General features: G+C 64.5%; 19 protein-coding genes and 2 pseudogenes. 8 read left to right on the top strand and 13 right to left on the bottom strand.

Annotated features, from left to right (window positions below; all coding sequences use genetic code 11):
• Positions 1–225: 225 nt before the first annotated feature.
• Positions 226–1539 (bottom strand): hypothetical protein, encoded by a 1314-nt coding sequence (locus tag AC3WQZ_RS17855; protein ID WP_492300979.1) that lies wholly within the window; start codon positions 1537–1539, stop codon positions 226–228.
• Positions 1539–2504, bottom strand: coding sequence for a LysR family transcriptional regulator (locus AC3WQZ_RS17860; RefSeq protein ID WP_010812601.1), 966 nt, complete (start codon positions 2502–2504; stop codon positions 1539–1541). Before AC3WQZ_RS17860 ends, AC3WQZ_RS17855 begins: the two co-directional genes overlap by 1 nt.
• A 106-nt stretch (positions 2505–2610) precedes the next feature.
• Here AC3WQZ_RS17860 and AC3WQZ_RS17865 point away from each other — a divergent pair, with 106 nt between their 5' ends.
• The 3 genes from AC3WQZ_RS17865 (at position 2611) to AC3WQZ_RS17875 (ending at position 6042) form a co-directional block, all read left to right on the top strand.
• Positions 2611–3591 carry an amidohydrolase family protein gene (locus AC3WQZ_RS17865; RefSeq protein WP_010812600.1) on the top strand — a complete coding sequence of 327 codons (981 nt, stop codon included), beginning with the start codon at positions 2611–2613 and terminating at the stop codon, positions 3589–3591.
• Positions 3592–3622: 31 nt separating this feature from the next.
• A complete protein-coding gene (locus AC3WQZ_RS17870; protein WP_492300981.1) occupies positions 3623–4591 on the top strand; it encodes a Bug family tripartite tricarboxylate transporter substrate binding protein in 969 nt (322 codons plus the stop codon).
• Positions 4592–4905: 314 nt separating this feature from the next.
• Positions 4906–6042: a zinc-binding dehydrogenase gene (locus AC3WQZ_RS17875; protein WP_010812598.1), complete on the top strand. Its 1137-nt coding sequence runs from the start codon at positions 4906–4908 to the stop codon at positions 6040–6042.
• Position 6043: 1 nt separating this feature from the next.
• Here AC3WQZ_RS17875 and AC3WQZ_RS17880 read toward each other — a convergent pair whose 3' ends face one another.
• The 4 genes from AC3WQZ_RS17880 to AC3WQZ_RS17895 are packed head-to-tail and all read right to left on the bottom strand — an operon-like array spanning position 6044 to position 9160.
• Complete coding sequence (locus tag AC3WQZ_RS17880) at positions 6044–6310, bottom strand: DUF302 domain-containing protein (protein WP_492300988.1); 267 nt, start codon at positions 6308–6310, stop codon at positions 6044–6046.
• Between the two features lie 18 nt (positions 6311–6328).
• Positions 6329–7066: an ABC transporter substrate-binding protein gene (locus AC3WQZ_RS17885; RefSeq protein ID WP_011616500.1), complete on the bottom strand. Its 738-nt coding sequence runs from the start codon at positions 7064–7066 to the stop codon at positions 6329–6331.
• A 22-nt stretch (positions 7067–7088) separates the two neighbouring features.
• Positions 7089–8132, bottom strand: coding sequence for an Ldh family oxidoreductase (locus tag AC3WQZ_RS17890; RefSeq protein ID WP_439669651.1), 1044 nt, complete (start codon positions 8130–8132; stop codon positions 7089–7091).
• Between the two features lie 20 nt (positions 8133–8152).
• Complete coding sequence (locus tag AC3WQZ_RS17895; RefSeq protein ID WP_011616501.1) at positions 8153–9160, bottom strand: Bug family tripartite tricarboxylate transporter substrate binding protein; 1008 nt, start codon at positions 9158–9160, stop codon at positions 8153–8155.
• A 113-nt stretch (positions 9161–9273) separates the two neighbouring features.
• Here AC3WQZ_RS17895 and AC3WQZ_RS17900 point away from each other — a divergent pair, with 113 nt between their 5' ends.
• Positions 9274–10170: a LysR family transcriptional regulator gene (locus AC3WQZ_RS17900; RefSeq protein ID WP_010812593.1), complete on the top strand. Its 897-nt coding sequence runs from the start codon at positions 9274–9276 to the stop codon at positions 10168–10170.
• A gap of 104 nt (positions 10171–10274) precedes the next feature.
• Here the strand turns inward: AC3WQZ_RS17900 and AC3WQZ_RS17905 are convergent.
• Both AC3WQZ_RS17905 and argC read right to left on the bottom strand, forming a co-directional pair.
• Positions 10275–10382, bottom strand: a pseudogene (locus AC3WQZ_RS17905) (MBL fold metallo-hydrolase); the annotation flags it as partial.
• 275 nt (positions 10383–10657) lie between these two features.
• Positions 10658–11611 (bottom strand): N-acetyl-gamma-glutamyl-phosphate reductase, encoded by a 954-nt coding sequence (gene argC, locus AC3WQZ_RS17910; RefSeq protein ID WP_011616502.1) that lies wholly within the window; start codon positions 11609–11611, stop codon positions 10658–10660.
• A 201-nt stretch (positions 11612–11812) separates the two neighbouring features.
• Here argC and AC3WQZ_RS17915 point away from each other — a divergent pair, with 201 nt between their 5' ends.
• Both AC3WQZ_RS17915 and AC3WQZ_RS17920 read left to right on the top strand, forming a co-directional pair.
• Positions 11813–12697, top strand: coding sequence for a LysR family transcriptional regulator (locus AC3WQZ_RS17915; protein ID WP_011616503.1), 885 nt, complete (start codon positions 11813–11815; stop codon positions 12695–12697).
• Between the two features lie 347 nt (positions 12698–13044).
• Positions 13045–13209, top strand: a complete 165-nt coding sequence (locus tag AC3WQZ_RS17920; RefSeq protein ID WP_155737078.1) for a hypothetical protein — start codon at positions 13045–13047, stop codon at positions 13207–13209.
• Between the two features lie 648 nt (positions 13210–13857).
• Here AC3WQZ_RS17920 and phaZ read toward each other — a convergent pair.
• Together phaZ and AC3WQZ_RS17930 are read right to left on the bottom strand one after the other, a co-directional pair.
• Complete coding sequence (phaZ, locus tag AC3WQZ_RS17925; protein ID WP_058698309.1) at positions 13858–15096, bottom strand: polyhydroxyalkanoate depolymerase; 1239 nt, start codon at positions 15094–15096, stop codon at positions 13858–13860.
• A gap of 335 nt (positions 15097–15431) precedes the next feature.
• A pseudogene (locus AC3WQZ_RS17930) lies at positions 15432–16318 on the bottom strand (LysR substrate-binding domain-containing protein).
• A 108-nt stretch (positions 16319–16426) separates the two neighbouring features.
• On the opposite strand from AC3WQZ_RS17930, the gene AC3WQZ_RS17935 reads away from it, so the two are divergent.
• A complete protein-coding gene (locus tag AC3WQZ_RS17935; protein ID WP_439669653.1) occupies positions 16427–17695 on the top strand; it encodes an MFS transporter in 1269 nt (422 codons plus the stop codon).
• 194 nt (positions 17696–17889) lie between these two features.
• Here the strand turns inward: AC3WQZ_RS17935 and AC3WQZ_RS17940 are convergent, their stop codons facing one another.
• Together AC3WQZ_RS17940 and AC3WQZ_RS17945 are read right to left on the bottom strand one after the other, a co-directional pair.
• A complete protein-coding gene (locus tag AC3WQZ_RS17940) occupies positions 17890–19554 on the bottom strand; it encodes an ABC-F family ATP-binding cassette domain-containing protein (protein ID WP_010812586.1) in 1665 nt (554 codons plus the stop codon).
• 300 nt (positions 19555–19854) lie between these two features.
• The gene (locus AC3WQZ_RS17945; RefSeq protein ID WP_010812585.1) at positions 19855–20553 is read right to left on the bottom strand and encodes a hydrolase; all 699 of its coding nucleotides are present in this window, start codon (positions 20551–20553) and stop codon (positions 19855–19857) included.
• A gap of 715 nt (positions 20554–21268) precedes the next feature.
• On the opposite strand from AC3WQZ_RS17945, the gene AC3WQZ_RS17950 reads away from it, so the two are divergent.
• Entirely contained in the window at positions 21269–22537 is a 1269-nt protein-coding gene (locus tag AC3WQZ_RS17950) for a patatin-like phospholipase family protein (RefSeq protein ID WP_010812584.1), read from the top strand.
• Positions 22538–22639: 102 nt separating this feature from the next.
• Here the strand turns inward: AC3WQZ_RS17950 and AC3WQZ_RS17955 are convergent, their stop codons facing one another.
• Complete coding sequence (locus AC3WQZ_RS17955; protein ID WP_011616506.1) at positions 22640–23563, bottom strand: SMP-30/gluconolactonase/LRE family protein; 924 nt, start codon at positions 23561–23563, stop codon at positions 22640–22642.
• Positions 23564–23574: the final 11 nt, after the last annotated feature.

Consider the following 23574-nt stretch of genomic DNA (forward strand, 5'->3'; position numbering starts at 1 on the left):
TTTTTGTACCGTCACCTTTCGCTACTGCCTTGGCGGCAGGTCGTGCGCTATGTGTGGAGCGAGTATATACAGCTTGTGGTCGTTTTAGCGGTTTGGTGGCGTTCCAGCAAACTGCCGCTTCCGACCCTGAGCAGCCTCTCGACTACTGCAGGGGGCGGCTTCGGCAGTCGAGGGGGCCGGGCCATGCAGCAAATTGCCAACAGTCTGGGCGGCCCGGTTTCGAGTTCAACCCTTCTTTTGCCGGATCAACTGCATCAGCTCCTCGCGGTCTGCTTCCAGAATGGACCGGACCGACGTTGAGGGCCGGCGCCTGGCTCGATCCATGAAGGCTTCCGGCAGGAAGTAGTCCGACAGCGCGTCCATGCGTTTCGGCCCGAGGCGGTTGCCCAACCACTCGGCCACATCGCTATCGAAGAACGGGAAGTTCTGCTTCGAAGGCCGATGCACGGCGATCGCCCTCAACTTCGTGGTGTTGATGATGTCTGATACGTCGCCGTCGAAGCTGAGCACCTCCGCCACATAGAAGTCCACGTGAGGAGCCTGGTCAGGAGTGACGGAGGTCAAGGCATCCAGGGCGCGAGGAATGTACATGTCCCAAGCGCAGTTTCTGATCAGCGCGAGGGGATCGGCATGGTTCTGGATGGAATTGAGCTTCCTGGAGATCCTTGATCGGTTGCTGCGCAGCAGGATGTCACCGCAGACGATCAGCTCCCGTAGCATGATTGTGGACAGTTCTTCGTGCATGTACTCGACCAACTGCGCCAGCTTGTGCTCCTTGGCCTTGTTGGAACTCAGCTCGATGATCTGGCTCCGAACCAGGATCGCCTCCATCAGATCGAGCTGGTCCTCCAGGCCGGCGAAAAGCCCAGCCTTCAGGTTCCGTTCGAATTCCGCCATCAGGCCGGTGGCAAAATTCTCTGCACTCTCACGGAACTCCGCGCGGAAGCGCCGACCCCATTCCGCAGTCAGCTTGCTGCCGGAGGACGACAGCGCATGGATCGCGGCTACTGACTCTTTGCATCTGGCGACCGTCTCATCGTTCCAGGACCGGAGCGACTCCCACAGATAGAGATAGGGGTTGAGCTGTTGCAGCCTTGGTCCGATCTGGTTGATCAGATCAGCCCGGTTCAACGCTTCCGGAGACGGGTTGTCCTGGTAGGCGATCTTGCGAATATAGGTGGCCGCATTGGAGTCTACGAACATGGCCGAGCCGCCGTGAAAGCCCATTGGCCCGGATTGCGAGACAAATGGCGCGTCCATCAGCCATAGCGATTTCCCGCGGAATACAGACGTCGCAACGCCGGCGGGGCCTAGTGTCCGATCCAGCAGCTTGATGGATCCGGCGTTGCTCTCCTCCGCAAAGAGGATCTGCCATTCTTCCAAGGCGGCCGCGTTCTTCTCGAACCGGCGGTGGGCTTCCAGCGCATTGGGAGCCGAACAGATTTCCTGCACCAGTTGCTGGTCGGAGAGTTGTTGGGACGGTGTTGGTTCGGGAGATGCGGACATTGGGGAGGTCGGGAAGAGGTGACTGGCGGTCATCAGAACCGTTCCTTGCACAGAGTCTTCAGCGTGCGCACAAAAGTCGCCATGGTAGGTGAGTCACCCGCACCCTGGCGCCGGTAAAGCGCCACCGGCGGCAGCGGCCACTCCAGGTCGCAGGGCACGCTGGCCACGTGCGCGCGGGTGGACAGATCGTGCGCCACGTCGGCAGGCACGATGGCCACCATCGACGGGTTGCGCTCGATCATGCGGCCGACGATCTTGAGCGAATGGGTTTCGATGGCCGGCACCGGTGGCTCTTCGCCCACGTGCAGGAACAGGTCCAGCACCGAGGCACCCAGCGCCGTTCCCGCGGGCGGCAGGACCCAGTCCATGGTGGCGAGCTCGTGCCAGTCCAGCGCGCGCTTGCCCAGATGCCTGGCAGTCTTGAGGTGGCACACCAGCGCGGGGCGCTGGCGGAACAGGATGTCGCAGCGCAGGTCACGCACCTGTGCCGCGCCGCGCGCGCGTGCCACCACGCCTTCGAGCCTGTGCTCGCGAAGCAGCGCCAGCAGGCGGTCGCTACTGGCTTCCTCCACCGAGAACACGAACGGCCCGACCTGCTCGCGCGTGTGCGAGAGCGTGTCGCACAGCAACTGGCCGGACAGGTAGTGGATCACGCCGATGCTGAGCCGCTCGGTGAAGCCCAGGCGGGCTGCGGCCATGTCGTTGGCCCAGTCCTGCAGGTCGACCAGCAGGCGCGATGCGCGCGAGATCGCGATGCGCCCCACCGGCGTGGGCGTGACGCCACCGCGTTGCCGCGTGAACAGAGCAGTGCCCATCATGGATTCGACCTCGGCCAGCATCTGCGTCAAGTAGGGCTGGGTCACCCCCCATTCCTGCGCCACGCGGGAAAGCGAGCCGTACTCGCTCAGCGCGACCAGCAGGTTGAGCTGGCGCGCCTTCAGGCGTGAGCGCATGCGGCCCAGCGTTTCAAGGGCCAGGGCGGTGAGTCGGTCGGGCATAAGTATTTACTTATCCTGGTATCAAGATATCTGCCAATACGTTTATGCCAGATCACTACAGTAGTGTCTAGACATCCGTCACTCACACACCACAGGAGCCCCCTAGATGCCTGTCATCGATGTCCACACCCACATCTTCACAAAGCCCTGGCTGGAGCTGCTCAAGCGCAAGGGCGGCCTCTACAACATCCAGCAGCGCCCCGACGGCCAGCACGAGGTATTCCGTGGCGACACGCCCGTGGTCATCCCACAGAAAGGACACTTCGACTACGATCTGCGCATCCAGCACATGGACGCGGCCGGCATCGATATCTCAGTCATGTCGCTGACTTGCCCCAATGTGTTCTGGGGCGACGAGGAAACCAGCTGCGAAGCGGCGCGCGAATCCAACGATTCGCTGGCGCAGGCGCAGGCCGATCACCCGAGCCGGCTGCGTTGGTTCACGTCGCTGCCGTGGGAATACCCGCAGCGCGCGCTCGACGAGCTCAAGCGCACCTGCGACAACGGTGCGAGCGGCGTCATGGTGCTGGCCAACATCGCCGGCCGCAGCCTGACCGACCCGGCCTTCGCACCCATCTGGGCCGAAATCGACCGCCGCGCGCTGCCGGTGCTGGTGCACCCCACCGACCCGCCGGGCGCCGACCTGATGGACATGACCAAGTTCGACCTGAGCTGGTCGGTGGGCTTCATGTTCGACACCACGCTCGCCATCACGCGCATGATCTTCGAGGGCTTCTTCGACCAATACCCCAACCTCAAGATCATCGCCTCGCATGCGGGCGGTGCGTTGCCCTACCTGGCCGGCCGTTTCGGGAAGGGCCACGAGGTCGAAATCCCCCAGCGGCGCAAGATGCAGCGCACGCCCATCGACTACCTGCGCCACATCCACTACGACTGCATCTCGTACAGTCCGGCTTCGCTGGAGTTCCTGATCTCGGTCGTCGGCGCCGACCGGGTGATGTTCGGCACCGACTGGCCGCACCAGGTTCACGACACGCGCGGGTCCTTCGCCAATACCGAGCGGCTGTCCGCCGCGCAGCGCGACGCCGTGCGTTCGGGCAATGCCATGCGAGTATTCGGTTTCTGATCGACTTCGGCTGACCAAGGAGACTCTCAGCATGTTGAAGCGACGCGTTTTCAATCGGGTGGCTGCAACCATGGCGCTGGCCGCCGCGCTACCCCTGGGCGCCCTTGCCCAGGACAAGCCCCCCCTCAAGCTGCTGGTCGGCTTCGCGCCCGGCGGCTCGGTCGATGTCGTGGCGCGGCTGCTGGCCGAGCGCCTGCGCCTGCCGCTCGGCCAGCAGGTGATCGTCGAGAACAAGCCCGGAGCCGGCGGTCGCCTGGTGCTTGGGGAAGCAAAGCGCGCGCCGGCCGACGGCAACACGCTGGTCATTTCACCCAGCGGCGCGTTGGTGATCTCGCCATGGCTCTACCACCTCAACTACGACCCGGTGAAGGACTTCACGCCCATCGCGCGCGTGGTGACCTTCGACTTCGCGGTGACGGCGGGTCCGGCGGCGCCGGCCGGCGACATCCGCGCGGTGCTGAACTGGCTCAAGGCCAACCCGGCCCGCGCCAACTACGGCACTTCGGGCGCAGGCACCGTGCCGCACTTTGCGGGCGTGCTGCTGTCGCAGGCCTCAGGCGTGCCGCTCACGCACGTTGCCTACAAGGGCGGCGCGCCGGCAGTGTCCGATCTGCTGGGCGGACAGATTCCCATCATGGTGGACACGATATCGGAGACCATCGAGCATCACCGCGCGGGCCGCCTGCGCATCCTCGCGGTCACGGGTAACGCGCGATCGCCGGCGCTGCCCGACGTGGCCACGCTCAAGGAGTCCGGAATCGACGCCACAGCTGAGGCCTTCGTCGGCCTGTTCGCCCCGGCAGGCCTGCCGGCCGACAAGGTCAAGCGCCTGTCCGACGCGATCGCCGAAGTGCTCAAGGCGCCCGATCTCCAGGCGCGCATCCGCGAGATCGGCCTGAATGCGAACTACGCCGGCCCGCAGCAACTCGGCGAGACCCAGGTCGCCGACCTCAGGCGCTGGGAGCGGCCCATCAAGGCATCGGGCTACAAGGCCGAATGATGTTGCCGCCGTGCAGCATGCAGGGGCTGGCCGCGCTCGTGGGCCGGCCGGTCCCGCACAGGCGGGTCAATCGTTTCCTTCAGTCCGAGTCGAGCCGGCGACTGGAACGTAAAGCGCAACAGGGCTGACCGCCAGGTGATTGGCATATCCACCGTTATCAGTGCGATGCATGATGGCCTGTCGGCCGACGCATGACCTGAATTTCCGGCCCAGTACGGCATTCGCAGGAACTTGCTACATTGCTGACTGCTGGCGAAAACAGCCCCCTGCTGCTGCCGCGCTCACCGCAAACCGACAAACCAAGGAGACATCGAATGCACACCGCACTTCAACTTCGTTCGCAAATCAAGAGCAGCGGTGAACTCGAGCTGTCGCTAGACAGCATCGACACGCCGCACCCTGGTCCGGATGAAGTGCTCATTCGCATTGAAGCCTCCCCCCTCAACCCGTCCGATCTCGGCCTGCTGTTCGGTGCGGCCGACATGAGCACGGCCAAGGCCAGCGGCACGGCCGAGCGCCCCATCGTCACCGCGCGCGTTCCGGAAGGCGCGATGCGCAGCATGGCGGGCCGCCTGGATGCGTCCATGCCGGTTGGCAATGAGGGCGCGGGCGTGGTCGTCGATGCAGGCTCGTCCCCTGCGGCGCAAGCCTTGATGGGCAAGACCGTGGCTGTCATCGGCGGCGCGATGTACGCGCAGTACCGCTGCATTTCCGCGGACCAGTGCCTGGTCCTGCCCGAAGGCGCCACGCCTGCTGACGGCGCGTCGTCATTCGTCAACCCGCTCACCGCACTGGGCATGGTCGAGACCATGCGCCTCGAAGGACATAGCGCCCTGGTGCACACCGCCGCGGCCTCCAACCTGGGCCAGATGCTCAATCAGATCTGTCTCAAGGATGGCATCAAGCTGGTGAACATCGTGCGCAAGCAAGAGCAGGCGGACCTGCTCAAGGCACAAGGTGCGGTCCACGTCTGCAACGCCGCGTCGCCCACGTTCATGCAGGACCTCACCGAGGCACTCGTCGCCACTGGCGCAACGATCGCGTTCGACGCCACGGGCGGCGGCAAGCTCGGCGGCCAGATCCTCACCTGCATGGAAGCGGCCTTGAACAAGACGGCCCGCGAATACAGCCGCTATGGCTCGACCACCCACAAGCAGGTCTATCTCTACGGCGGCCTGGACACAAGCCCGACCGAGTTCAACCGCAACTTCGGCATGGCGTGGGGCATGGGCGGCTGGCTGCTGTTCCCGTTCCTGCAGAAGATCGGGCGCGAGCGGGCCAACGCGCTGAAGCAACGCGTGATGGCGGAGCTGAAGACCACCTTTGCCAGCCACTACTCGAAAGAGATCTCGCTGGCCGAGGTGCTGGACCTGGACGTGATCGCCGTCTACAACAAGCGCGCGACGGGGGAGAAGTACCTGATCAACCCGAACAAGGGCCTGGCCGGATAAGTCACCGTGGGGCGCCTTGCGCGCCCACACCCGTGTCAAGAATCAGCCGCTGCGCCACAGCCGGCGGCGCGGCGCTGCCGGCCGGCAATGGGAGGGCGCTTTCCAGTTCCGCGGCGGTGTGGCAGCTCATCCAGGTGCTGCCCTGGCAGTCATCGCGCACCAGCACGCGCAGGGGCAAGTCCAGCGCAACGCTGCGTGCGGCGAGCATCAATGGCGTTCCCCGCCTGGCGTTGTCATAGATCAGCACCTGCGTCGCCGGCATTGCCAGCCCGGCGTTGCGTGCAGGCTATGACTTTGCGGGCGCGACGGACGCGCCCTCGATTCCGTGACGCCTGAGAGCGTCCGAAACGAAGCAGGAGGCCTTCATCTGCTCGACGAACCGCCGTAGCCATTCCACGGCTTCAGCGCTGCGGGCTATGGGGAGGCCCATGGCTTGCTGTATGACCATAAACCGGCCCGGCAACAACCTCAGGCCCGCAGTGCGCTTGGCATCTGCTTCCAATTGCTGTCGCACCCCTGCAGCCACGTCCGCGCTTTGCTCCAGGAATGTTTGCACAACGGCCGGGGACGTCGGCGCGCGCACGATGTGTGCATGTTGCAGCGTACGAGTGAGATAAAGATCGTAGGCGCTCCCTTTTCCTACCACGACACGGCGTCCGGCAAGATCGACCTCTTCGTTGGCCTTGACGGTGGATTCCTCCTTCACCAAATACGCGCCTTCGATCAGCACGTAGGGTTCGGAGAATGCGATGCCGGCCCCCCGGACCGGGTCGACGGCAAAGAATCCGAAGTCCGCCTGTTCGGCCGTGACGGCCTCGACCGACTTCCCCGCTGAGTCAAATACGACAAGCTCAAGCGGAACACCCAGGCAACTGGCAAGCTCACGGGCGAGGTCCACTGAAACGCCGAATGGATTGCCGCCGGCATCGAGGTTTGCCAGGATAGGGTTGCCTACGTTGATGGATGCGCGAAGGATTCCCGTCGGCGCAAGCTCCGCTGCGAGCCTTGCATATTGACTTGTCATGATGCTTCCGGCGTGTGCCATTTCAGTTCGTCTTTGCGTTGGCATGTCGATCCAGTAGCGCCTTCACCGCTGGATCCATGGCAATGCCCTTTTCGCGCTGACGCGCCAGCTTGTCGAGTTCGATCTCTCCGGGAACAATGACAGGCTTGCCAGGCTCCGCGGGTGCGCTACCGTGGAGGATCGCCGCAAAGTCTTGCATGCGGGCAGCCAGCCATTGGGCCGATCCCAGTCGCCGGGTATCAACCAGGATAAAGAAATGGCCCAGGTTCTGGGGCTGGTCGGGTGCATCGACCCACGACTTGACGTGAGTCAGGTACGCCGCATCCGACAGCAGTCCTGCGAAAAGATCGACCATCAGTGCCAGTCCATAGCCCTTGTGCCCGCCAATCGGAAGCAGGAAGCCATCGAGGGCAGCCTTGGGATCGGTGGTCCGTCGTCCTTGCGCGTCGGTAGCCCATGAATCCGGGATGGATTGTCCTGCCTTGAGCGCATTGCGAATCTTGGCGCGTGCGGCCACGCTCATGGCCATGTCCAGCAGGAAGTGGCGGCCGTCATGCCCCGGTACGCCGAAACCCAGCGGGCTGTTGCCCAGGCGTGCGTCGCTTCCACCCCATGGCGCGATGGTCGTCGTGGCGTTGCTGCCAATCATGCTGGCGAATCCTGCTTCCGCCGCAATGTAGCTGTACGGTGAAACTGGCCCGAAATGATTGCTGCCCCGGACGAAGGCCATGCCGATGCCGAATTCTTCGGCGACTTCCATGGCGGCGCGCAGCGCCTTCATGCCAGCGAGCGGGCCGACTGCGTTGCCACCATCGACCTTCACCAGCGCCGGCGCGGCGTGCTCGACTGTAATGGTGGGGCGTGCCGAGATACCGCCGGACTGGAGCCGTTCGCCATAGGATTCAATGCGAGACAGTCCATGGGTGCTGAGCCCGAAGAGGTCTGCAAGTACCAGGATGTCAATGACATCGATGGCGTCCCCTTCGGTCAGGCCCAGGCCCTGGAACGCGCGCACTCCGAGCTGGCGGAGTTCGGCTTCGGATACAGTGATTCGATCTTGTTGCATGCTGGATATTCTCGGAAGACTTAGTTTGCCTGGATTCCCGCGCTGCGGATGACGGTGCCCCAGCGTTGTTGCTCGGCACGAATGAATGACGCAAATTCGGCGCTGCCCGCGCCGACAGGCGTGCTTGCGTCCTCGGCAAGTCGTTGTCGCACCAGCGGGGTGGCCAGGGCCTTGACTGCCTCGGCATGCAGGCGGCTGACCACCGGCGTTGGCGTGCGCGCTGGCGCCATCAGCCCAAACCATTGCGAGCTTTCAAATCCCGGGTAGCCTTCCTCGGCAATGGTGGGAACGTTGGGAATCGGCGCGAGGCGCTGTGACGATCCAACGGCGAGGATGCGCAGCTTGCCCGCCTTGGCGTGTTGCAGGATCCCCGCCAGGCCCGCCGATGCGGCGTCGATGTTTCCGGCGAGCAAGTCGGAAATCTGGGCGCCGGTGCCCTTGTATGGCACGTGCACAAGATCGATATGCGCAGTCTGCTTGAGCATCTCGAAGGCAACGTTGCCAGCGCTTCCGTTGCCCGCCGATCCATAGGTCATGGCACCAGGCTTCGTCTTGGCCTGGGCGATGAATGCCTTGATGGAATCGCTATGGACGGTAGGCCCCACCGCGAACACCATCGGCACTTTCGCCAGCAAAGTCACCGGCGTGAAGTCCTTCAGAGGATCGTAGGGAAGCTTGCGCATCATGGCGGGATTGACGGCAAGCGTGCCAACGTGGCCGAGAACCAGTGTGTATCCGTCAGGCGCTGCGCGTGCGGTCTCCTGCATGGCGATGACACCCTGGCCGCCGCCCTTGTTGTCCACCACGATCTGTTGGCCCAGATTCTTCGACATCTCTGCCGCGATGACGCGGGCAATGGCGTCCGAGCTTCCGCCGGGCCCATACGGGACAATCAGCCGGATCGGCCTGGCGGGTGTCCAGGTCTGCGCCTGTGCGGGAATCAGTGCAGTGGCTAGCGGGATCGCGAGGGCGGCTAGGGCGTTACGGCGCGACATGCGCCGTAACGGCTCTTGTACTTTGTTGGGCATTGTGTCTCCTGCTTGGTCAGGACAGTGTTTCGTTCCATCCATAGGGCGAATGATCACGCTGACCGGATTCCAGTGTAAAGTGCAAAGATCACAAGTATTCTTGCGTAAGACACATGAATTTCGATTTGGCGGACTTGCGAGCGTTCCTGGCCGTAGCCGATCTGGGCAGCTTCAAGGCGGCATCCGATGCGATGTTCCTGTCGCAGTCGGCACTGTCGCGTCGCGTCGATAAACTGGAAGAAGCGCTTGGCGTCGCGCTGTTCACGCGGACCACCCGGAAAGTCGAATTGACTACCCTGGGCCGCATGTTTGTGCACAAGGCGCGAAACGTCATCAACGAGCTGGAAGAGGCCATGCTCGGCATCCAGACCGTTGCCGATCGGCTGTCGGGCGAGGTGACGCTTGCATGCGTACCGTCTGCGGTCGGGCATTTCCTGCCCTCTGTCGTGGGGCCGTATCACGAGCGCTATCCGGGGATACGGATCCGCATCATTGACGAGTCTTCCGGGGATGTCCTTCTCGCGGTCACGCGCGGCGATGCGGATTTCGGCCTGACCTATATCGGGACGCAGGAGCCTGACATCGATTTCTGCCCCTTGATTGAAGAGGCGTTCGTTGTCGCCTGTCGCAAGGGGCATCCGCTGGCGACGCGAAGAAGCGTCAAATGGAAAGACCTTGAAGGCTTTGACTACATTACGCTCGCGCAAGGCAGCGGCAACCGCTTCCTGATCGACCAGGCCCTTGCGCGGCTGCCGGTAAGACCGCGATGGTACTGCGAGGTAAATCATGTTCCCGCCTTGGTAAGCCTGGTCCAGGCCGACCTGGGAATCGGTGTTGTGCCTCGAATGGCTTTGCCGCCGAAGTCCAGCAGTGGTCTGCTTGCGATCCCGCTGACTGACCCAGTGATAACTCGAACGTTGGGATTGATCTCGCGACGAGGACGCCCGTTGGCGCCGGCCGCTCAGTTTCTCTTTGACATGCTTATCCGAAGAGGAACAGCGAAACCCTAGGCGCGTGGCACGAAGTTACTGCCGTGTCAGTGACCACCGGTGTCAGAGCACCCATGGTCACTCGGGAAGGAAGCGATGATCGACCGAGAATGGCCGACCCCAGGCACGTCCGGGCGCAGTTTGGCCTTGACGCCATCCACGTTCAGGCCCCCGACGTGATCCATGTGCATATGCGTAATCACGATGTCGGTGACCGCAGCCAGGCCTCGACCGTCGCACGTCTTGTGCAACCATCGTTGCAACCGATTGTAGGCAGCGGGGGCGAACGCCAGTAGCATCGCGAAGGCCCTCAGTATGTTGACCGAACGGCAACAATTGCTCCTGCGTCAGTACGAGCGCATGCGGAAATATCACGAACGCATCCACGCCATGCGTGGCATGCGGATTCACAGACGCGCCGAATCACGCGTGATTGACCCGATCGCACCAGGCGGGCCGGAAGCCGGGAAGCTGCCGGCCCGCTTCTTATTTCGACGCTGGGTAGGCTTCAGGCGGCCCGGTGAACCTCCGCCGCCACCCCGGCCAGCATGAGGTCGAGGTTCTGCACTGCCGCCCCCGAAGCACCCTTGCCGAGGTTGTCGAACACCGCTGCCAACAGCACTTGCCCGTGCTCGCAGTTGGCGAACACGCCCAGGCGCAGGTCGTTGGTGCCGTTCAGTGCCTGCGGGTCGAGGTGAGTAGCGGCGGCCGATTCGGCTAGCGGCATCACCTCGACATGGCGGGCGTTGGCGTAGTGGTCGAGCAGGCAGGCGTGCAGCCTGCCGACGTCCGTGCCGGGTGCCAGCAGGTCCAACTCCAGCGCCACCGTCAGTACGATACCTTGCCGGAAGGCGCCGTAGGCCGGCACGAAGGCGGGGCGCCGTGCCAGGCCCGCGTGCTGCCGGATTTCAGGCGTGTGCTTGTGCGCCAGGTCCAGGCCATAGACCTGGAAGGGCAGGGCCCGGGTGGCCTCCGGTCCCTCGTAGGTATCGACGGCGATGCGGCCGCCACCCGAATAACCCGACACCGCATGGATGGCGATGGGGTAGTCGTGCGGCAGCAGGCCGGCCTCCGCCAGGGGGCGCAACAGGCCGATCGCCCCGGTGGGATAGCAGCCCGGATTGCTGACGCGCAGCGCGCCCGCGATGCGCTGCGCCTGGCCGGCGGTCATCTCGGGAAAGCCGTAGGTCCAGCCGGGCTGCGTGCGGTGTGCCGAACTGGCGTCGATCACACGCACCGCAGGGTTGACGATGGACGCCACCGCCTCGCGTGCGGCGGAGTCCGGCAGGCACAGGATGGCGATGTCGCAGCCGTTGATGGCGTCGGCGCGGGCGCGCGCATCCTTGCGCTGGCCGGCGGGCAGTGTCAGCAGGCGCAGATCGTCGCGTCCGCGCAGGCGCTCGTGGATCTGAAGGCCGGTGGTGCCCTGGTCGCCGTCGATGAAAACAAGAGGGTAGCGCATGGGATGGATCCTTGGCAGTGGCGTGAAAGTGGCGGCCCCGGCCGGTTCAGCATCAGCTCTGCGTTGGTGCGGCCGGTACAGGAAGCGCCATCTTGCGCCACCGGCTAGAATCGAAGAAGTTGAATTTCATGACGATGAAATTCACGTTTCCTGAACGATATTCCTCGTCAGCAGATACGCCCTTAACCGGAGTGCCGCCCCATGCGCGAGATCAGCCTGGACCGCCTGCGTACCCTCGTCGCCATCGCCGATCTGGGTTCCTTCGCCGAAGCCGCGCGCGCGTTGCACCTGGCTCCGCCCACCGTCAGCCTTCACATTGCCGAGCTGGAAGCCCGTGTCGGTGCGCAACTGCTGACGCGCAGGCGCGGTGAGGTGCGTCCGTCGTCCATTGGCGAGACCCTGGTCGATCGCGCCCGCCGCCTGCTGGCCGATGCCGACCTTGCGCTGGACGACGTGCAGCGTCAGGTGCAGGGGTTGACCGGCCGCGTGCGCCTCGGCGCCTCGACCGGGGCCATCGCCCACCTGCTGCCGCAGGCGCTGGCCATGCTGGCGGAGCGGCATCCCGACATCGACGTGCAGGTGGCCGTGCTTACCTCGGAGGAGACGCTGGCGCGGCTGGCCGCCGGCACGCTGGAGATCGGTCTGGTGGCACTGCCACAGGCGCGCGTGGCGGGGCTGACCATCCGCCCTTGGCGGCGCGATCCGGTACGGGCTTTCCTGCCAGCGAGCTGGCCCTGCCCGGCGCGCATCACGCCGGCCTGGCTGGCAACGCGCCCGCTGATCCTCAATGACGGCACCACGCGCCTGTCGCGCCTGACCGCCGAGTGGTTCGCCAGCGGTGGCCACAGGCCGGCGCCGCGGATTCAGCTCAACTACAACGACGCCATCAAGAGCCTGGTGGCGGCCGGCTATGGCGCGGCCCTGCTGCCACACGAGGTCACCACGCCGGCGCCGGATGCGCGCATAGTGATGCGGCCGCTGCGGCCGGCGTTGTGGCGGCGACTGGGGTTGGCGCACAGCGGGGAGCGGGTAGAACGCGCCACGGAATACGTACGGGAGGCCCTGTGGGCGCTGCGGGCGGGATAGTGCCGTTGGCCACACGTCGGCCGGCGGCTGTGCGCGGCGCCGCCACGCGTTGATCGTGTCCTCGATTGCATTGATGGAGACATTTGCCGCGCCTGTCTGCATGTTGCGGTCATGGGCCCCTCACTGGTGAGCGCCCCAAGCTCAGCGCCCATGGGGCTGCTAGCGACGGGCGGCATAAGCGCCGTGCAGTTTCGGACTAGAATCCTCTGAGGAGGTGTCAGTCATGTCAGCTATCAAGCGCATCGATCCGGGCCATTCCGCCCATCAGGCCGCGCCGCACAGGACCCCCCGCTACCCTGCGGAGCACGTCACGCTGACGGCTGGCTCCAGGAAGAGGCTACGCCCCAGTGTGCCGCATCGAAAGGTCGGGCGCGGCAAGGTCGGCGTCGGCGGCAAGTAGGGACCTGCAGCGGCTGGTCGGCTTCGCGCCCGGCGGCTCGGTCGATGGGCCGGCCGGTCCCGTACAGGCACTCGATCACTTCTTCACGATCGAAGTACGCGCCGGCGCGTGACGTTCAGTTCGTTGCCATAGTCTGTGTCGGCATCAGCGATCACCGGTACCACTACCGACTGCGCGATGACGCGTGAACAAGCTGGGCGTGGGGCAGATCACGCACGATGTGTCGTCGGCGCCGGAGGGTTAGCGTCATTCTTGAACTCGCGTGCACCCTCATCGCACGCCGGCGCGGAGCAGAGTTTGCAGCTACTTGAGCGCTATTGGGTTCGCAGGCTTGTGTTTACAGCGCGAGCGTCTACCGTGATAGGCGATCCCACAGGAAAGGAGACAGCAATGAAAAAGCTAGCTTTCCTCGCCGCCCTTTCGCTAACGGCCGTTGCGGCGTGGGCGCAGGGCGGTCGCTACGGTTCGCCTCCAACACCGGGGACTGACACTGGCAGGCGCGCGGAGCCAACTGTGCAGGCCGCCAGCGGAGCTTCCGGCGAGAGTGCCAAGAAAGACAAGAGCGAAGCGCACGGCAAGGTTGACCGCAGCAAGGGGCGTGCCGGCGGCCAAGGCGCTTCCGCCGCGGCAACGCGTGGCCGTCCTGCATCGGCGCCCGAGAGCCAGCCCTGAGCTGGCCACCGCGAGTTCTTGTTCCCCAATAGGGATTGCACAACCCTTGACTGGATGATCGCTTGCGCCTGCCCGCGGGCAGGCGATGCTAAGTATCGTGCCCGGTCAGATCGCGGATGCGGGGGTAGACGTCGGTGCACCAGCGAGGCCCGCAGAACAGATCATAGTGGCCGCACTGGCGGGCCGTGAGGTGCCGCTTGTCGCATGCGGCGATGCCTTGGCACAGATCGTGCGCGGCCTGCGTCTGGCCCCGGCCGGAAATCTCATCCTGTTCGCCCTCGATGGTCAGCAGTGCGGTGGTACGGATGTCCTGTGGCCGCACTGCCTCGCCCCGCACCTGCCAGCTGCCGCGCGCCAACTGAAATTCCTGGAACACGAGCTGGATGGTGTCCAGGTAAAACTCGGCCGCCATGTCGAGCACCGCGTGGTAGGCATCGCAGGCACGCCGGTGCTCCTTGGCACGCACGGGGTCGCAGCGAACGAGATCCAGGCAATAGTCCCAATAAGCCTCCCCCAGACGTTCTGGTTGTGCCGCCGCCAAGCCGGCAAGTTGCAGAAAGCTTGGGCACACCTTGCGTCCGGCACCCGGGTAGGGCTGCGGTACCGCATAGATCAGGTTACGCTGAAACCACGCGAGAGAGTGGCGCGCGGCCAGACGTCCGAGTGCAGTCGGGCTGCGGCGTGCATCGACCGGGCCGCCCACCAGGATGAGGCTCCTGGGCGTCGGCTCACCCGCGCTCGCCAACAGGGAAACCGCAGCCAGCGCTGGCACGGTGGCCTGACAGATGGCCAGCACATGTAGCGGTTCCGCCCCGATCCGACGGATAAAGGCCTGCAGGTGGGCCACCTGGTCATCGAGATGGAACGGTCCTTCGGCCACCGGCACGCGACGGGCATCGTTCCAATCCGTCACATACACGACATGCTCGGGCAGCAAGGCCTGCACGACTTCACGCAGCATGACGGCATGATGGCCCGCCAGCGGCGCACAGACCAGCACCGGCGGCGTCGGTGCGGTGCAAGGGTCAAGCGCGCCCATGTCGGGTGCGAAGCGCAGCAGCCGGCAAAACGGCCCTTCCACGATGACCTGCTCAGCCACCGCGATGACGTGGCCGTCGCGCCGGATGGCGGTGATGATGCCAAACGACGGCTTCTCGCAGGTCCTGCCGAGCCGGTAGAGCATCTCATAGCCAGCAGCAAAGCCCGATGCGCCCGGGACATACGCGAAGGGGCTGGCCGGATCGATGAACGCATTTGCTGCGCTCGCCGCCCATGCGGTGAATGGCGCGAGCAGCGCGCGCTGATACTCGACGAGCTGGTACAGCATGAAGACTCCCGTAGGAACGCGCACACGATTCCGGCTGGCAATGACATCCGCGCTGTGTTGCTCACGGCGATGGGCATGCTGCCGGGGTCGATGTGCCTCTCCATGGCAACAGGTGTCACCGCGGGGGGGAACGTGCAGTCATAAACACGGGCCAGGATTTCACTATATGTCGGACAGGCCTTGCTGCAACGCCAAACATCAAGCGCCGCGCCGCTGGCGGGGCCCGCTTGCTTGCGACCCCATACCGGTGTTCCGCATCCTGTTACGTGAACGGCCGGAATTCGATGGTTCACCGCCGATCCGATAGGGCGTGACCAGCCATCCCACCGCCGCCATCACACTGGACGCAGCGCCTCAAGCATGATGTCAGCCAGGCGCTGCGATGCCTCGGACGCGGGTCCCGGCGCGCGCAGCAGCATCAGGGGCATCTTGCCGAGCGGCGGCAACCTTCGGCAGCCCCAAGTTGCCGCAGCGATGCCGGCAAGCCGTAGGGCGTGCGGACCACCAACCCAAGTCCGGCTGCCGCGGCGGCCCACAGGCCACCAAGGTTGGGGCTGGTGAACGAGACGCGCCAGGGGATTCCGGCGCGGTCCAATGCCGCCGTGGCGGCATCGTGGAAATGGCAGGGCCGGTCGAACGCCGCCAGCGGTATCGGCTGGCCGGGCTCGATGTGCCACGGCAGCGCAGCCGGTCCGACCCAGCACATCGGCGGTTCGCCGACCACGGCGATATCGGCGCCGGGCTCTCTTGCCGTCCGAGCGCCATCCGCGCCGCCCCAGACCAGCGCGAGATCCAGCGTCCGCGCCTGGGTGCGGGCGAACAAATCGTGATTGCGCGCCACCATGGCTTCGACCCGGACCTTCGGATGCGCTCGCGCAAACCGCCCCAACACCTCCGGCAGCATTGCCTCGCCGAACTCTTCCTGCAGTCCCAATCGCACGCCGCCGGACAGGTCCACCCCTTTCACGGCCGCGGCAGCTTCGTCGTTCAGGGCAACGATTCTGCGCGCGTAGCCAAGCAGCAGACTCCCCGCCTCGGTAAGTTCCAGGGTCCGGCCGGCCTTGCGAAACAGCGGCGTGCCTGCCATGTCCTCGAGCTTGTGAATCTGCGCACTGACGGCCGAAGTGGAGCGCCCGACCTGCTCCGCAGCGCGCGCGAAGCTGCCCAGGTCGATGCCGGCGATCAAGCTGCGCAGCGCGGCAATATCAAGATTCGACGTCATGGCAATCGTGCGGAAAAACGAAACAATTGGTCCCAAACTTTCTGATTTTCAAGACGAATATTGGTTGCAATACTGACGCCCTGTCAACAGCCTTATCGGAGGGCCGTCGTGGCCGAGTCCGTCTGTTTTGCCCGCCCTGGTGGCAATTCCCTCGCGGCTTCCGCCGCTTCGCATCGCTGGAAAGTGTTGGGCGTCGGCGTTGCCGCGAACGCCAGCTTCATCGCTGCCGCCAACGGGTTGCCCGCCACCGCGGTGTGGCTGCGCAGCGCCTATCAGATCGACAACGGGGGGCTTGGCCTGCTGCTTGGTGCGTTGGGCATCGGCGCCGCGTTGTCCGAACTGCCGTGGGGCGCAGCGGCCGACCGGTGGGGCGACCGTCGCGTCCTGCTGTACGGGCTCGGCGCCACCGCTATCATACTGGCGGTGATGGCACTGTTCCTGGCCCCAAGGCCGGATCGCGTGCCGTCCTTGCCGGTGGCGATGGCCTGCATGGCGCTGCTGGGACTGGCGGGCGGCAGCGTCAACGGGGCCAGCGGGCGGGCGGTGATGCGATGGTTCGCCGACGGCGAGCGCGGCCTGGCGATGAGTATCCGCCAGACGGCGGTGCCCCTCGGCGGCGGGCTAGGGGCGCTCGTGTTGCCGTGGCTGGCCTTTGCCATGGGCTTTCGCTGGGTGTACGCAGTCCTGGCCGCGTTCTGCCTTGCCTCTGCCTGGCTGACCTGGCGATGGCTGCACGAACCCACGCATCTCGCTGCCCCCGCGTCGGCACGACGCCATGCGCATGACAATGCCAGCCCGTTGCGCAGCCTGCGGGTCTGGCGCATTGCGTTGGCCATCGGCATCCTGTGCGCGCCCCAGTTCGCGGTCTTGAGCTTCGCCTCGGTGTTCCTGCACGATGCGGCCCATGTGGCTGTGTCGGGCATCGCCGCCACCCTTTGCGCTGTGCAGCTCGGCGCGATGGCGATGCGGATCTGGAGCGGCCGCCATACCGATCGGCGTGGCAACCGCCGTGCATGGCTGCGCCATTGCACGCTGATCGCCGCGCTGATGTTCGTGCCGCTGGCCCTCTGCGCGGCGGTCGGGCAGGGTGTTCCTGCGACGCTGACCATGGTCGCGGTCGTGCTGGCTGGCATCGCGGTTTCGGCCTGGCATGGGGTTGCCTACACCGAACTGGCGACGCAGGCGGGCGCGGAGCGGGCGGGTACGGCCCTCGGACTGGCCAATACGCTGGTCTTCGCCGCGTACTTCGCTGCCCCTGCGGCGATTCCGCTACTGCTCGATAGCGGCGGCTGGGCCGGCGTCTGGCTCCTGGCCGGGGCCTGCGCGGCGACGGCGTGGCCGCTTTTTCCCCGGGCTGGCGATGGTCCCGGCAACTGACTGACGTTTCCAGTCACTGCTTCGACCGGCGAGCAGCTTCACATTAATAGGCATGCGCAGGGTTCTGAAAAGGAGAACCACTGCGACGGGATTTCGGAACTCGCCATATCAATCACGAGGCGCTCAATGGCGACCTTCGCGCTGAATCCTGTAAAGCTCACGCCTGGGTCCCACCCATTTCAGGCGATGACCTTCTACACTGCGGCAGGCTGCTCGCGCAGGCGACGGGCTTCGTCGCGCAGGAACTGCTGGTAATCATCCAGATCGCCGTCGAAGGGCTCGACGCCGCCCTTGGTGACCAACCAGAACTCATCGCATACGGCGCGCAGCAGGGCCCGGTCGTGACTGACCAGCATCACTGTGCCTTCGAATTCGTTGAGCGCCATGCCTAGCGCTTCGCGGGTGGCCAGGTCGAGGTGGTTGGTAGGCTCGTCGAGCAGCAGCAGATTGGGACGCTGCCACACGATCATGCACAACACGAGCCGCGCCTTCTCGCCGCCGCTCATCGTGCTAACCGCCTGATGGACCATGTCGCCACTGAAGTTGAAGGTGCCGAGGAAGGTGCGAAGGGATTGTTCGGTGCCACTCTGGCCGGGAGCGCGCATGTGCGCCGGCGTGTCCTTGGCAAGGCGGATCATGTGTTCCATCGGCGTGTCGAGCGGGCGCAGCACGTCGAGTTCCTGCTGTGCGAAGTAGCCGATATTCAGGCCTTTGCCTTCGCTGATTTCGCCGGCAATCGGTGCCAGCGCGTGCGCCACCGTCTTCACCAGCGTGGACTTTCCTTGGCCGTTGGCACCGAGAATGCCGATGCGCTGCCCGGCCAGCACGGAACGGTTGATGCCCCGCACGATGATCGTGGGCGGCGTGCCCGGCAGTGCGCCGGTCGGCGCCGGGTAGCCAAAGCTCGCGTCCAGCATCGACAACAGCGGGTTCGGGACGTTGAGCGGCTCCTTGAACTCGAAGTTGAACTCTGCGTCGGCAAGTACCGGTGCGATCTTCTCCATGCGTTCGAGCGCCTTGACCCGGCTCTGCGCCTGCTTCGCCTTCGAGGCCTTGGCCTTGAAACGGTCGATGAATTTCTGCAGGTGGGCGATCTTGTCCGCCTGCCTGGCCAGCGCGGCCTGCTGCAATACGAGTTGCTCAGCGCGCATGTCTTCGAATTTGCTGTAGTTGCCGCCATAACGCACGAGCTTGGCGTTGTCGACGTGCACCGTCACCTGCGTCACCGCATCGAGGAATTCGCGGTCGTGGCTGATCACTACCAGGGTTCCCTGATAGCGCTTGAGCCAGGCTTCCAGCCAGACCAGCGCGTCGAGGTCGAGGTGATTGGTCGGCTCGTCGAGCAGCAGCAGGTCGGACGGGCACATGAGCGCGCGCGCCAGTTGCAGTCGCATGCGCCAGCCGCCGGAGAAACTGTTGACCGGCTGACTAAGTTGCGCAGCACTGAAGCCAAGGCCGAGGATCAGCGCTTGGGCACGTGCGGGGGCATCGTGTGCACCGGCGTCGTGCAGGGCCATGTAGGCGTGCGCCATGCGCATGCCGTCGTCGCTGACCTCGGCGGCGGCTACTTCGGCCTGCGCGGCCAACAGCACGGTATCACCCTCGACTACGAAGTCGGTCGCGCTCTGCCCGGTCTCCGGCATCTCCTGCGCGACCTGGCCCATCTTCCATGCAGCGGGAATCGAGAACTCACCGCTGTCTTCGTGTAGCGTCCCGTTGAGAAGGCCGAAGAAGGATGACTTGCCGGCGCCATTGCGGCCGACAAGACCAATCTTTTCGCCGGGGTTGAAGGTGACGGACGCGCGGTCGAGTACGACATTGACGCCGCGGCGCAGCGTGACATTACGGACGGAAATCATAGGGAGCTACTTCAGAGAGGATTCGCATGATAGCCGACCGGATGAGCAGGGCTGTAGTCTGATGCGTTGACGTTTGCGCTCATGGCTGAGATCCATCCTGTAGCGGGGGCATGCCCGCGGGGGAAGGTTTCTCCCGCGGAGGGTGCGATCATGCGATCAGCGCGTTGGCGACGATCGCTGCCGCCGCTACGCTGGACGTGCTGATGGCCAGCCAGCATCCCAGCAGGAAGGCGCCGTTGGCCACGCTTCGACCTGGAATCATCTTGTGTGCTCCGAGGGATGGCTGGTGGCGGACATGCATCAGCGCTCGATGACCGGTGCGTGCACGGGAGCCAGCGATTCGTGCGTGGTTGCCGTGCGTTGCGCGGCTTTGTGGACCATCGTATAGGCATAGTCGACCCCCATGCCATAGGCGCCCGAGTGCTCCTTGACCACGGCCATCACGTCGTCGTACGTCTCGCGGTTCTTCCAGTCGCGTTGCCATTCCAGCATGACCTGTTGCCAGGTCACGGGCACCACGCCTGCCTGGACCATGCGCTGCATGGCGTAGTCATGAGCTTCCTTGGTCGTGCCGCCCGAAGCGTCGGCCACCATATAGATCTCGTAGTCGCCCTCAAGCATTGCGCACAACGCGAAGGTAGTGTTGCAGACCTCGGTCCACAGGCCGGCCACGACGATTTTCTTGCGGCCATTGGCGGCCAGCGCGTCGCGCACCTTCTGGTCGTCCCAGGAGTTCATCGAGGTGCGTTCGAGCGTTTGCTTGCCGGGGAAGACGTCGAGCAGTTCGGGGTAGGTATAGCCGGAGAATGAATCGCTCTCGACCGTGGTGATGGTGGTCGGCACATCGAAGATCTTCGCTGCCTTGGCCAGGCCCACGACGTTGTTCTTCATGGTCTGGCGGTCCATCGACTGCACACCAAAAGCCATCTGGGGCTGGTGGTCGATGATGATCAGTTGGCTGTTGCGCGGGGTCAGGACTTCCAGCTTGGCGTTCGACATGCTGCTCTCTCCGATGAAATTTATTCAATGATTTTGAGTTCTCGTTGGGCGGCGCTTTGTTCGCTGTGTTGCGTTGTCGTGCCGTCCATGTGACGAACTATAGCGGAGGAAAGTGCGGAGGCAGTCAGCCAGAGTTGTAAGTATTATTCAAAAAATTTGATTAAATCGGGACATGTACGACCCTGGCTCCGGTGGGCGTTTGGTTCCTGAAGCCCGCGAGCGTGGCGGGCTCCGACATGGAGGAGATCGAAAATGACCGCCAGCGGCGCGGCACCAGGCGAACCAGGCAAGCCCGGTCGAGTTAGCATTCAGTACCTGATTGATCTTCGTCCGCCCTCCGACTTTCTCCCGACGCTACTCAGGCGCCATCTGCGGGTCGCGCGGCCCCATGGCGATGCCGTAAGATTCCGAGGGAGCCGGACACACCGGATCCTGGCGCCAACGAAACTCGACCTTCCCTTCCCGCGGGCCGCCACCACGCCGAGCACCTTTCTGACCTAGTCCAATGTGGAAGTTTCGACATGACCAGACTCTTTGCCGCAAGAGCAGCCTGCCTTGGCGAGTTGGGGAGGCAGGGAGAGAGCGGCACGCCCGCGGCAGGGCCTGCCACGCTCTGATGCTGCTTCTGCTTGCGGGACTCAGTGCCTGTGGGTCGCTTTCTCACAATGCTCCGCGCAATCTGCCTCAGGCAGCGGCTGGCAGCGCATCCGCGACCATGCGCGAACCCACCGACGTCGTTGGCCCGACAACCGTCGCCATGTCGTTCTCTGGCGGTGGCACGCGAGCCGCAGCTTTCGCCTTCGGCGCGCTGCAGGGGCTCGACGCCATGAGAGGTCCCGGGGGCGCGTCCCTGCTCGACGACGTCTCATTTATCAGCAGCGTGTCCGGAGGCTCCATCACCGCGGCGTACTACGGTCTGCACGGCAAGGCCAGCCTGGCGACCTTTCGATCAGTGCTCTTGAAGGACGGAGAGGCGGGACTTCGCTTCAGTCTCCTGAATCCGGTCAACCTTGCGCGCCTCTTCGCGGGAGGCCTCAACAATCGGGAAGATCTCCAGACATGGCTCGACGAAGACGTGTTCAAGGGCGCGACGTTCGCCGACATGTTCCGCCGCGGCAAGCCGCTCGTCTGGATCAACGCCACGAACGTCTACTACCGGGTCGCGTTCCCGTTCAGCCAGCTGGCATTCGATGCGCTATGCAGTGATCTCGCGAGCTTTCCCGTTTCCGAGGCCGTCGCCGCATCCATGGCGGTCCCGCTCTTCTTCGCACCGATCGTCCTTCAAAAATATCCCGAGGCTTGCAGTACACCGCTGCCGAACCTTGACCACGCCCAGAGGCCCGGGCAATCGCTGCTGCTTGGCGCGTTGGCAACCGCCGTTCGCGGTCACCGGGACACTTCGAAGGGAAAGTACATCAAGCTGGTAGACGGCGGGGTGACCGACAACTACGGCCTGGCCACAATTTTGCAATCGCGCCTGCTGCTGGGCACGGCTTACGGTCCCATGAGCGAGAACGACGCGATCAATGTGCGGCGGCTACTCTTCATCGTTGTTGACGCCGGTCAGGGCCCGCGCGGCGATTGGAACCAAAGCCCGGGTGGCCCATCCGGAATCGAAGTCGCAAGCGCAGCCATCGACGCGGGAATGGCGACCAGCGTTCGAATGACCTATGACGCCTTCGTTCCCATGATGCAACGGTGGCGCGATGATCTCGTGGCGTATCGGTGTGCGCTGCCGCATTCCCGGCAGCAGGAGATCGCTGCACGCCGCCCAGGCTGGCGGTGCAATGAAGTCGAATTCTTCGTCACGCGGATCTCGTTTGAGGCCCTCGACAAGGAGCGAGCTGCAAGCCTGAACGATCTGCCGACCAGGCTTCGACTGCCCGAGAAGGACGTCGATCGCCTGATCGAAGCGGGAAGGGATGTCATCCTTGGCAACCCGGTGATCCGCGAGTTCGAGCGCGAATCGACCGAGGCGCGATAGTCCCGCGGCACGCGGCGTGGGTGAGGCCGCGTTCTTGCTGCTCGGCCGCGGCGCTCTGACGGTGGCATGCGTCCGGCATGGCGAGAACGCCCGGTACTCCGTTCACGCCAGCCGCCCTCCATGCACCGGTGCACCGCCCACCGACATGTCGGCGCACAGGATCGTCCCGGTGGTCGACTCGGTCATGAGTAGCGTGGCGCCCTCGGTGCCGCCAAAGCACAGATTGGTCAGCGATGTGCCATCCGGGCTACGAATCACCTCCACAGGCTCGGCGCGATGATTGAGCACCCAGACATAGCCAAGTCCGGGATTGGCCACCAGCAGATGGCCATCCGATCTCATTGCCAGACCGTCGGGGCCGCTCGGGCCGTAAGAGGTAAAGAACTGCCCGACCTTGCTGACCGAACCGTCGGCCTGCAACGGCACGCGCCATACGCTGTTGCCGCGGGTCATCGCGACGAACAGCACCTTCTCGTCAGGCGACAGGACGACACCGTTCGGGCTCGGTGCGTTGTCCAGCAGGACGTCCAGCTTGCCGTCGGGCGTCAGCCGATAGACGCGGCCCGTCGGATCGTGCAAGCCGGTCTGGCCCTGGTCGGTGAAGTAGAGGTTGCCCTGCGAATCGAAGGTCAGGTCGTTGACGCCCCGGAAGCGTTCGGAATTCCTGCGCTCGAGAAACGGGGTGACGGTTCCCGACTTTGCATCCAGACGCACCAGGCCGTTGCGATAATCAGTGATCAGGAAGTCACCGCTGGCCAGGCGCTTCATACCATTCGGTTCACCGTCATACTCGGCAACAAGCTCCCAGTCGCCCTGCATCGAAACACGGAAAATGCGGCCGTAGGGGATGTCCGTTACCCAGAGTTGGCCATCGGCCCAGACCGGCCCCTCCAGGAATGAGTCGATCGTCGCCCCGCCGCGATTGGCGTGTGCCCACGCGTTGTCAGGGTCGTGCCGACGGAACGACTCCGGAAGCCGGGTGAGCACCTGTGCATCGCGTACGGCCGGTTGCTGAAGTAGGAACATCGCCGCTCCTG

This window comes from Cupriavidus sp. FW305-26, assembly GCF_058787975.1.

Bases quoted from the DNA above. Each gene is read 5' to 3' on its own strand.
- AC3WQZ_RS17855 (WP_492300979.1), bottom strand. From the start codon at position 1,539: ATGACCGCCAGTCACCTCTTCCCGACCTCCCCAATGTCCGCATCTCCC.
- AC3WQZ_RS17860 (WP_010812601.1), bottom strand. From the start codon at position 2,504: ATGCCCGACCGACTCACCGCCCTGGCCCTTGAAACGCTGGGCCGCATG.
- AC3WQZ_RS17865 (WP_010812600.1), top strand. From the start codon at position 2,611: ATGCCTGTCATCGATGTCCACACCCACATCTTCACAAAGCCCTGGCTG.
- AC3WQZ_RS17870 (WP_492300981.1), top strand. From the start codon at position 3,623: ATGTTGAAGCGACGCGTTTTCAATCGGGTGGCTGCAACCATGGCGCTG.
- AC3WQZ_RS17875 (WP_010812598.1), top strand. From the start codon at position 4,906: ATGCACACCGCACTTCAACTTCGTTCGCAAATCAAGAGCAGCGGTGAA.
- AC3WQZ_RS17885 (WP_011616500.1), bottom strand. From the start codon at position 7,066: ATGACAAGTCAATATGCAAGGCTCGCAGCGGAGCTTGCGCCGACGGGA.
- AC3WQZ_RS17890 (WP_439669651.1), bottom strand. From the start codon at position 8,132: ATGCAACAAGATCGAATCACTGTATCCGAAGCCGAACTCCGCCAGCTC.
- AC3WQZ_RS17895 (WP_011616501.1), bottom strand. From the start codon at position 9,160: ATGCCCAACAAAGTACAAGAGCCGTTACGGCGCATGTCGCGCCGTAAC.
- AC3WQZ_RS17900 (WP_010812593.1), top strand. From the start codon at position 9,274: ATGAATTTCGATTTGGCGGACTTGCGAGCGTTCCTGGCCGTAGCCGAT.
- argC (WP_011616502.1), bottom strand. From the start codon at position 11,611: ATGCGCTACCCTCTTGTTTTCATCGACGGCGACCAGGGCACCACCGGC.
- AC3WQZ_RS17915 (WP_011616503.1), top strand. From the start codon at position 11,813: ATGCGCGAGATCAGCCTGGACCGCCTGCGTACCCTCGTCGCCATCGCC.
- phaZ (WP_058698309.1), bottom strand. From the start codon at position 15,096: ATGCTGTACCAGCTCGTCGAGTATCAGCGCGCGCTGCTCGCGCCATTC.
- AC3WQZ_RS17940 (WP_010812586.1), bottom strand. From the start codon at position 19,554: ATGATTTCCGTCCGTAATGTCACGCTGCGCCGCGGCGTCAATGTCGTA.
- AC3WQZ_RS17945 (WP_010812585.1), bottom strand. From the start codon at position 20,553: ATGTCGAACGCCAAGCTGGAAGTCCTGACCCCGCGCAACAGCCAACTG.
- AC3WQZ_RS17950 (WP_010812584.1), top strand. From the start codon at position 21,269: ATGCGCGAACCCACCGACGTCGTTGGCCCGACAACCGTCGCCATGTCG.
- AC3WQZ_RS17955 (WP_011616506.1), bottom strand. From the start codon at position 23,563: ATGTTCCTACTTCAGCAACCGGCCGTACGCGATGCACAGGTGCTCACC.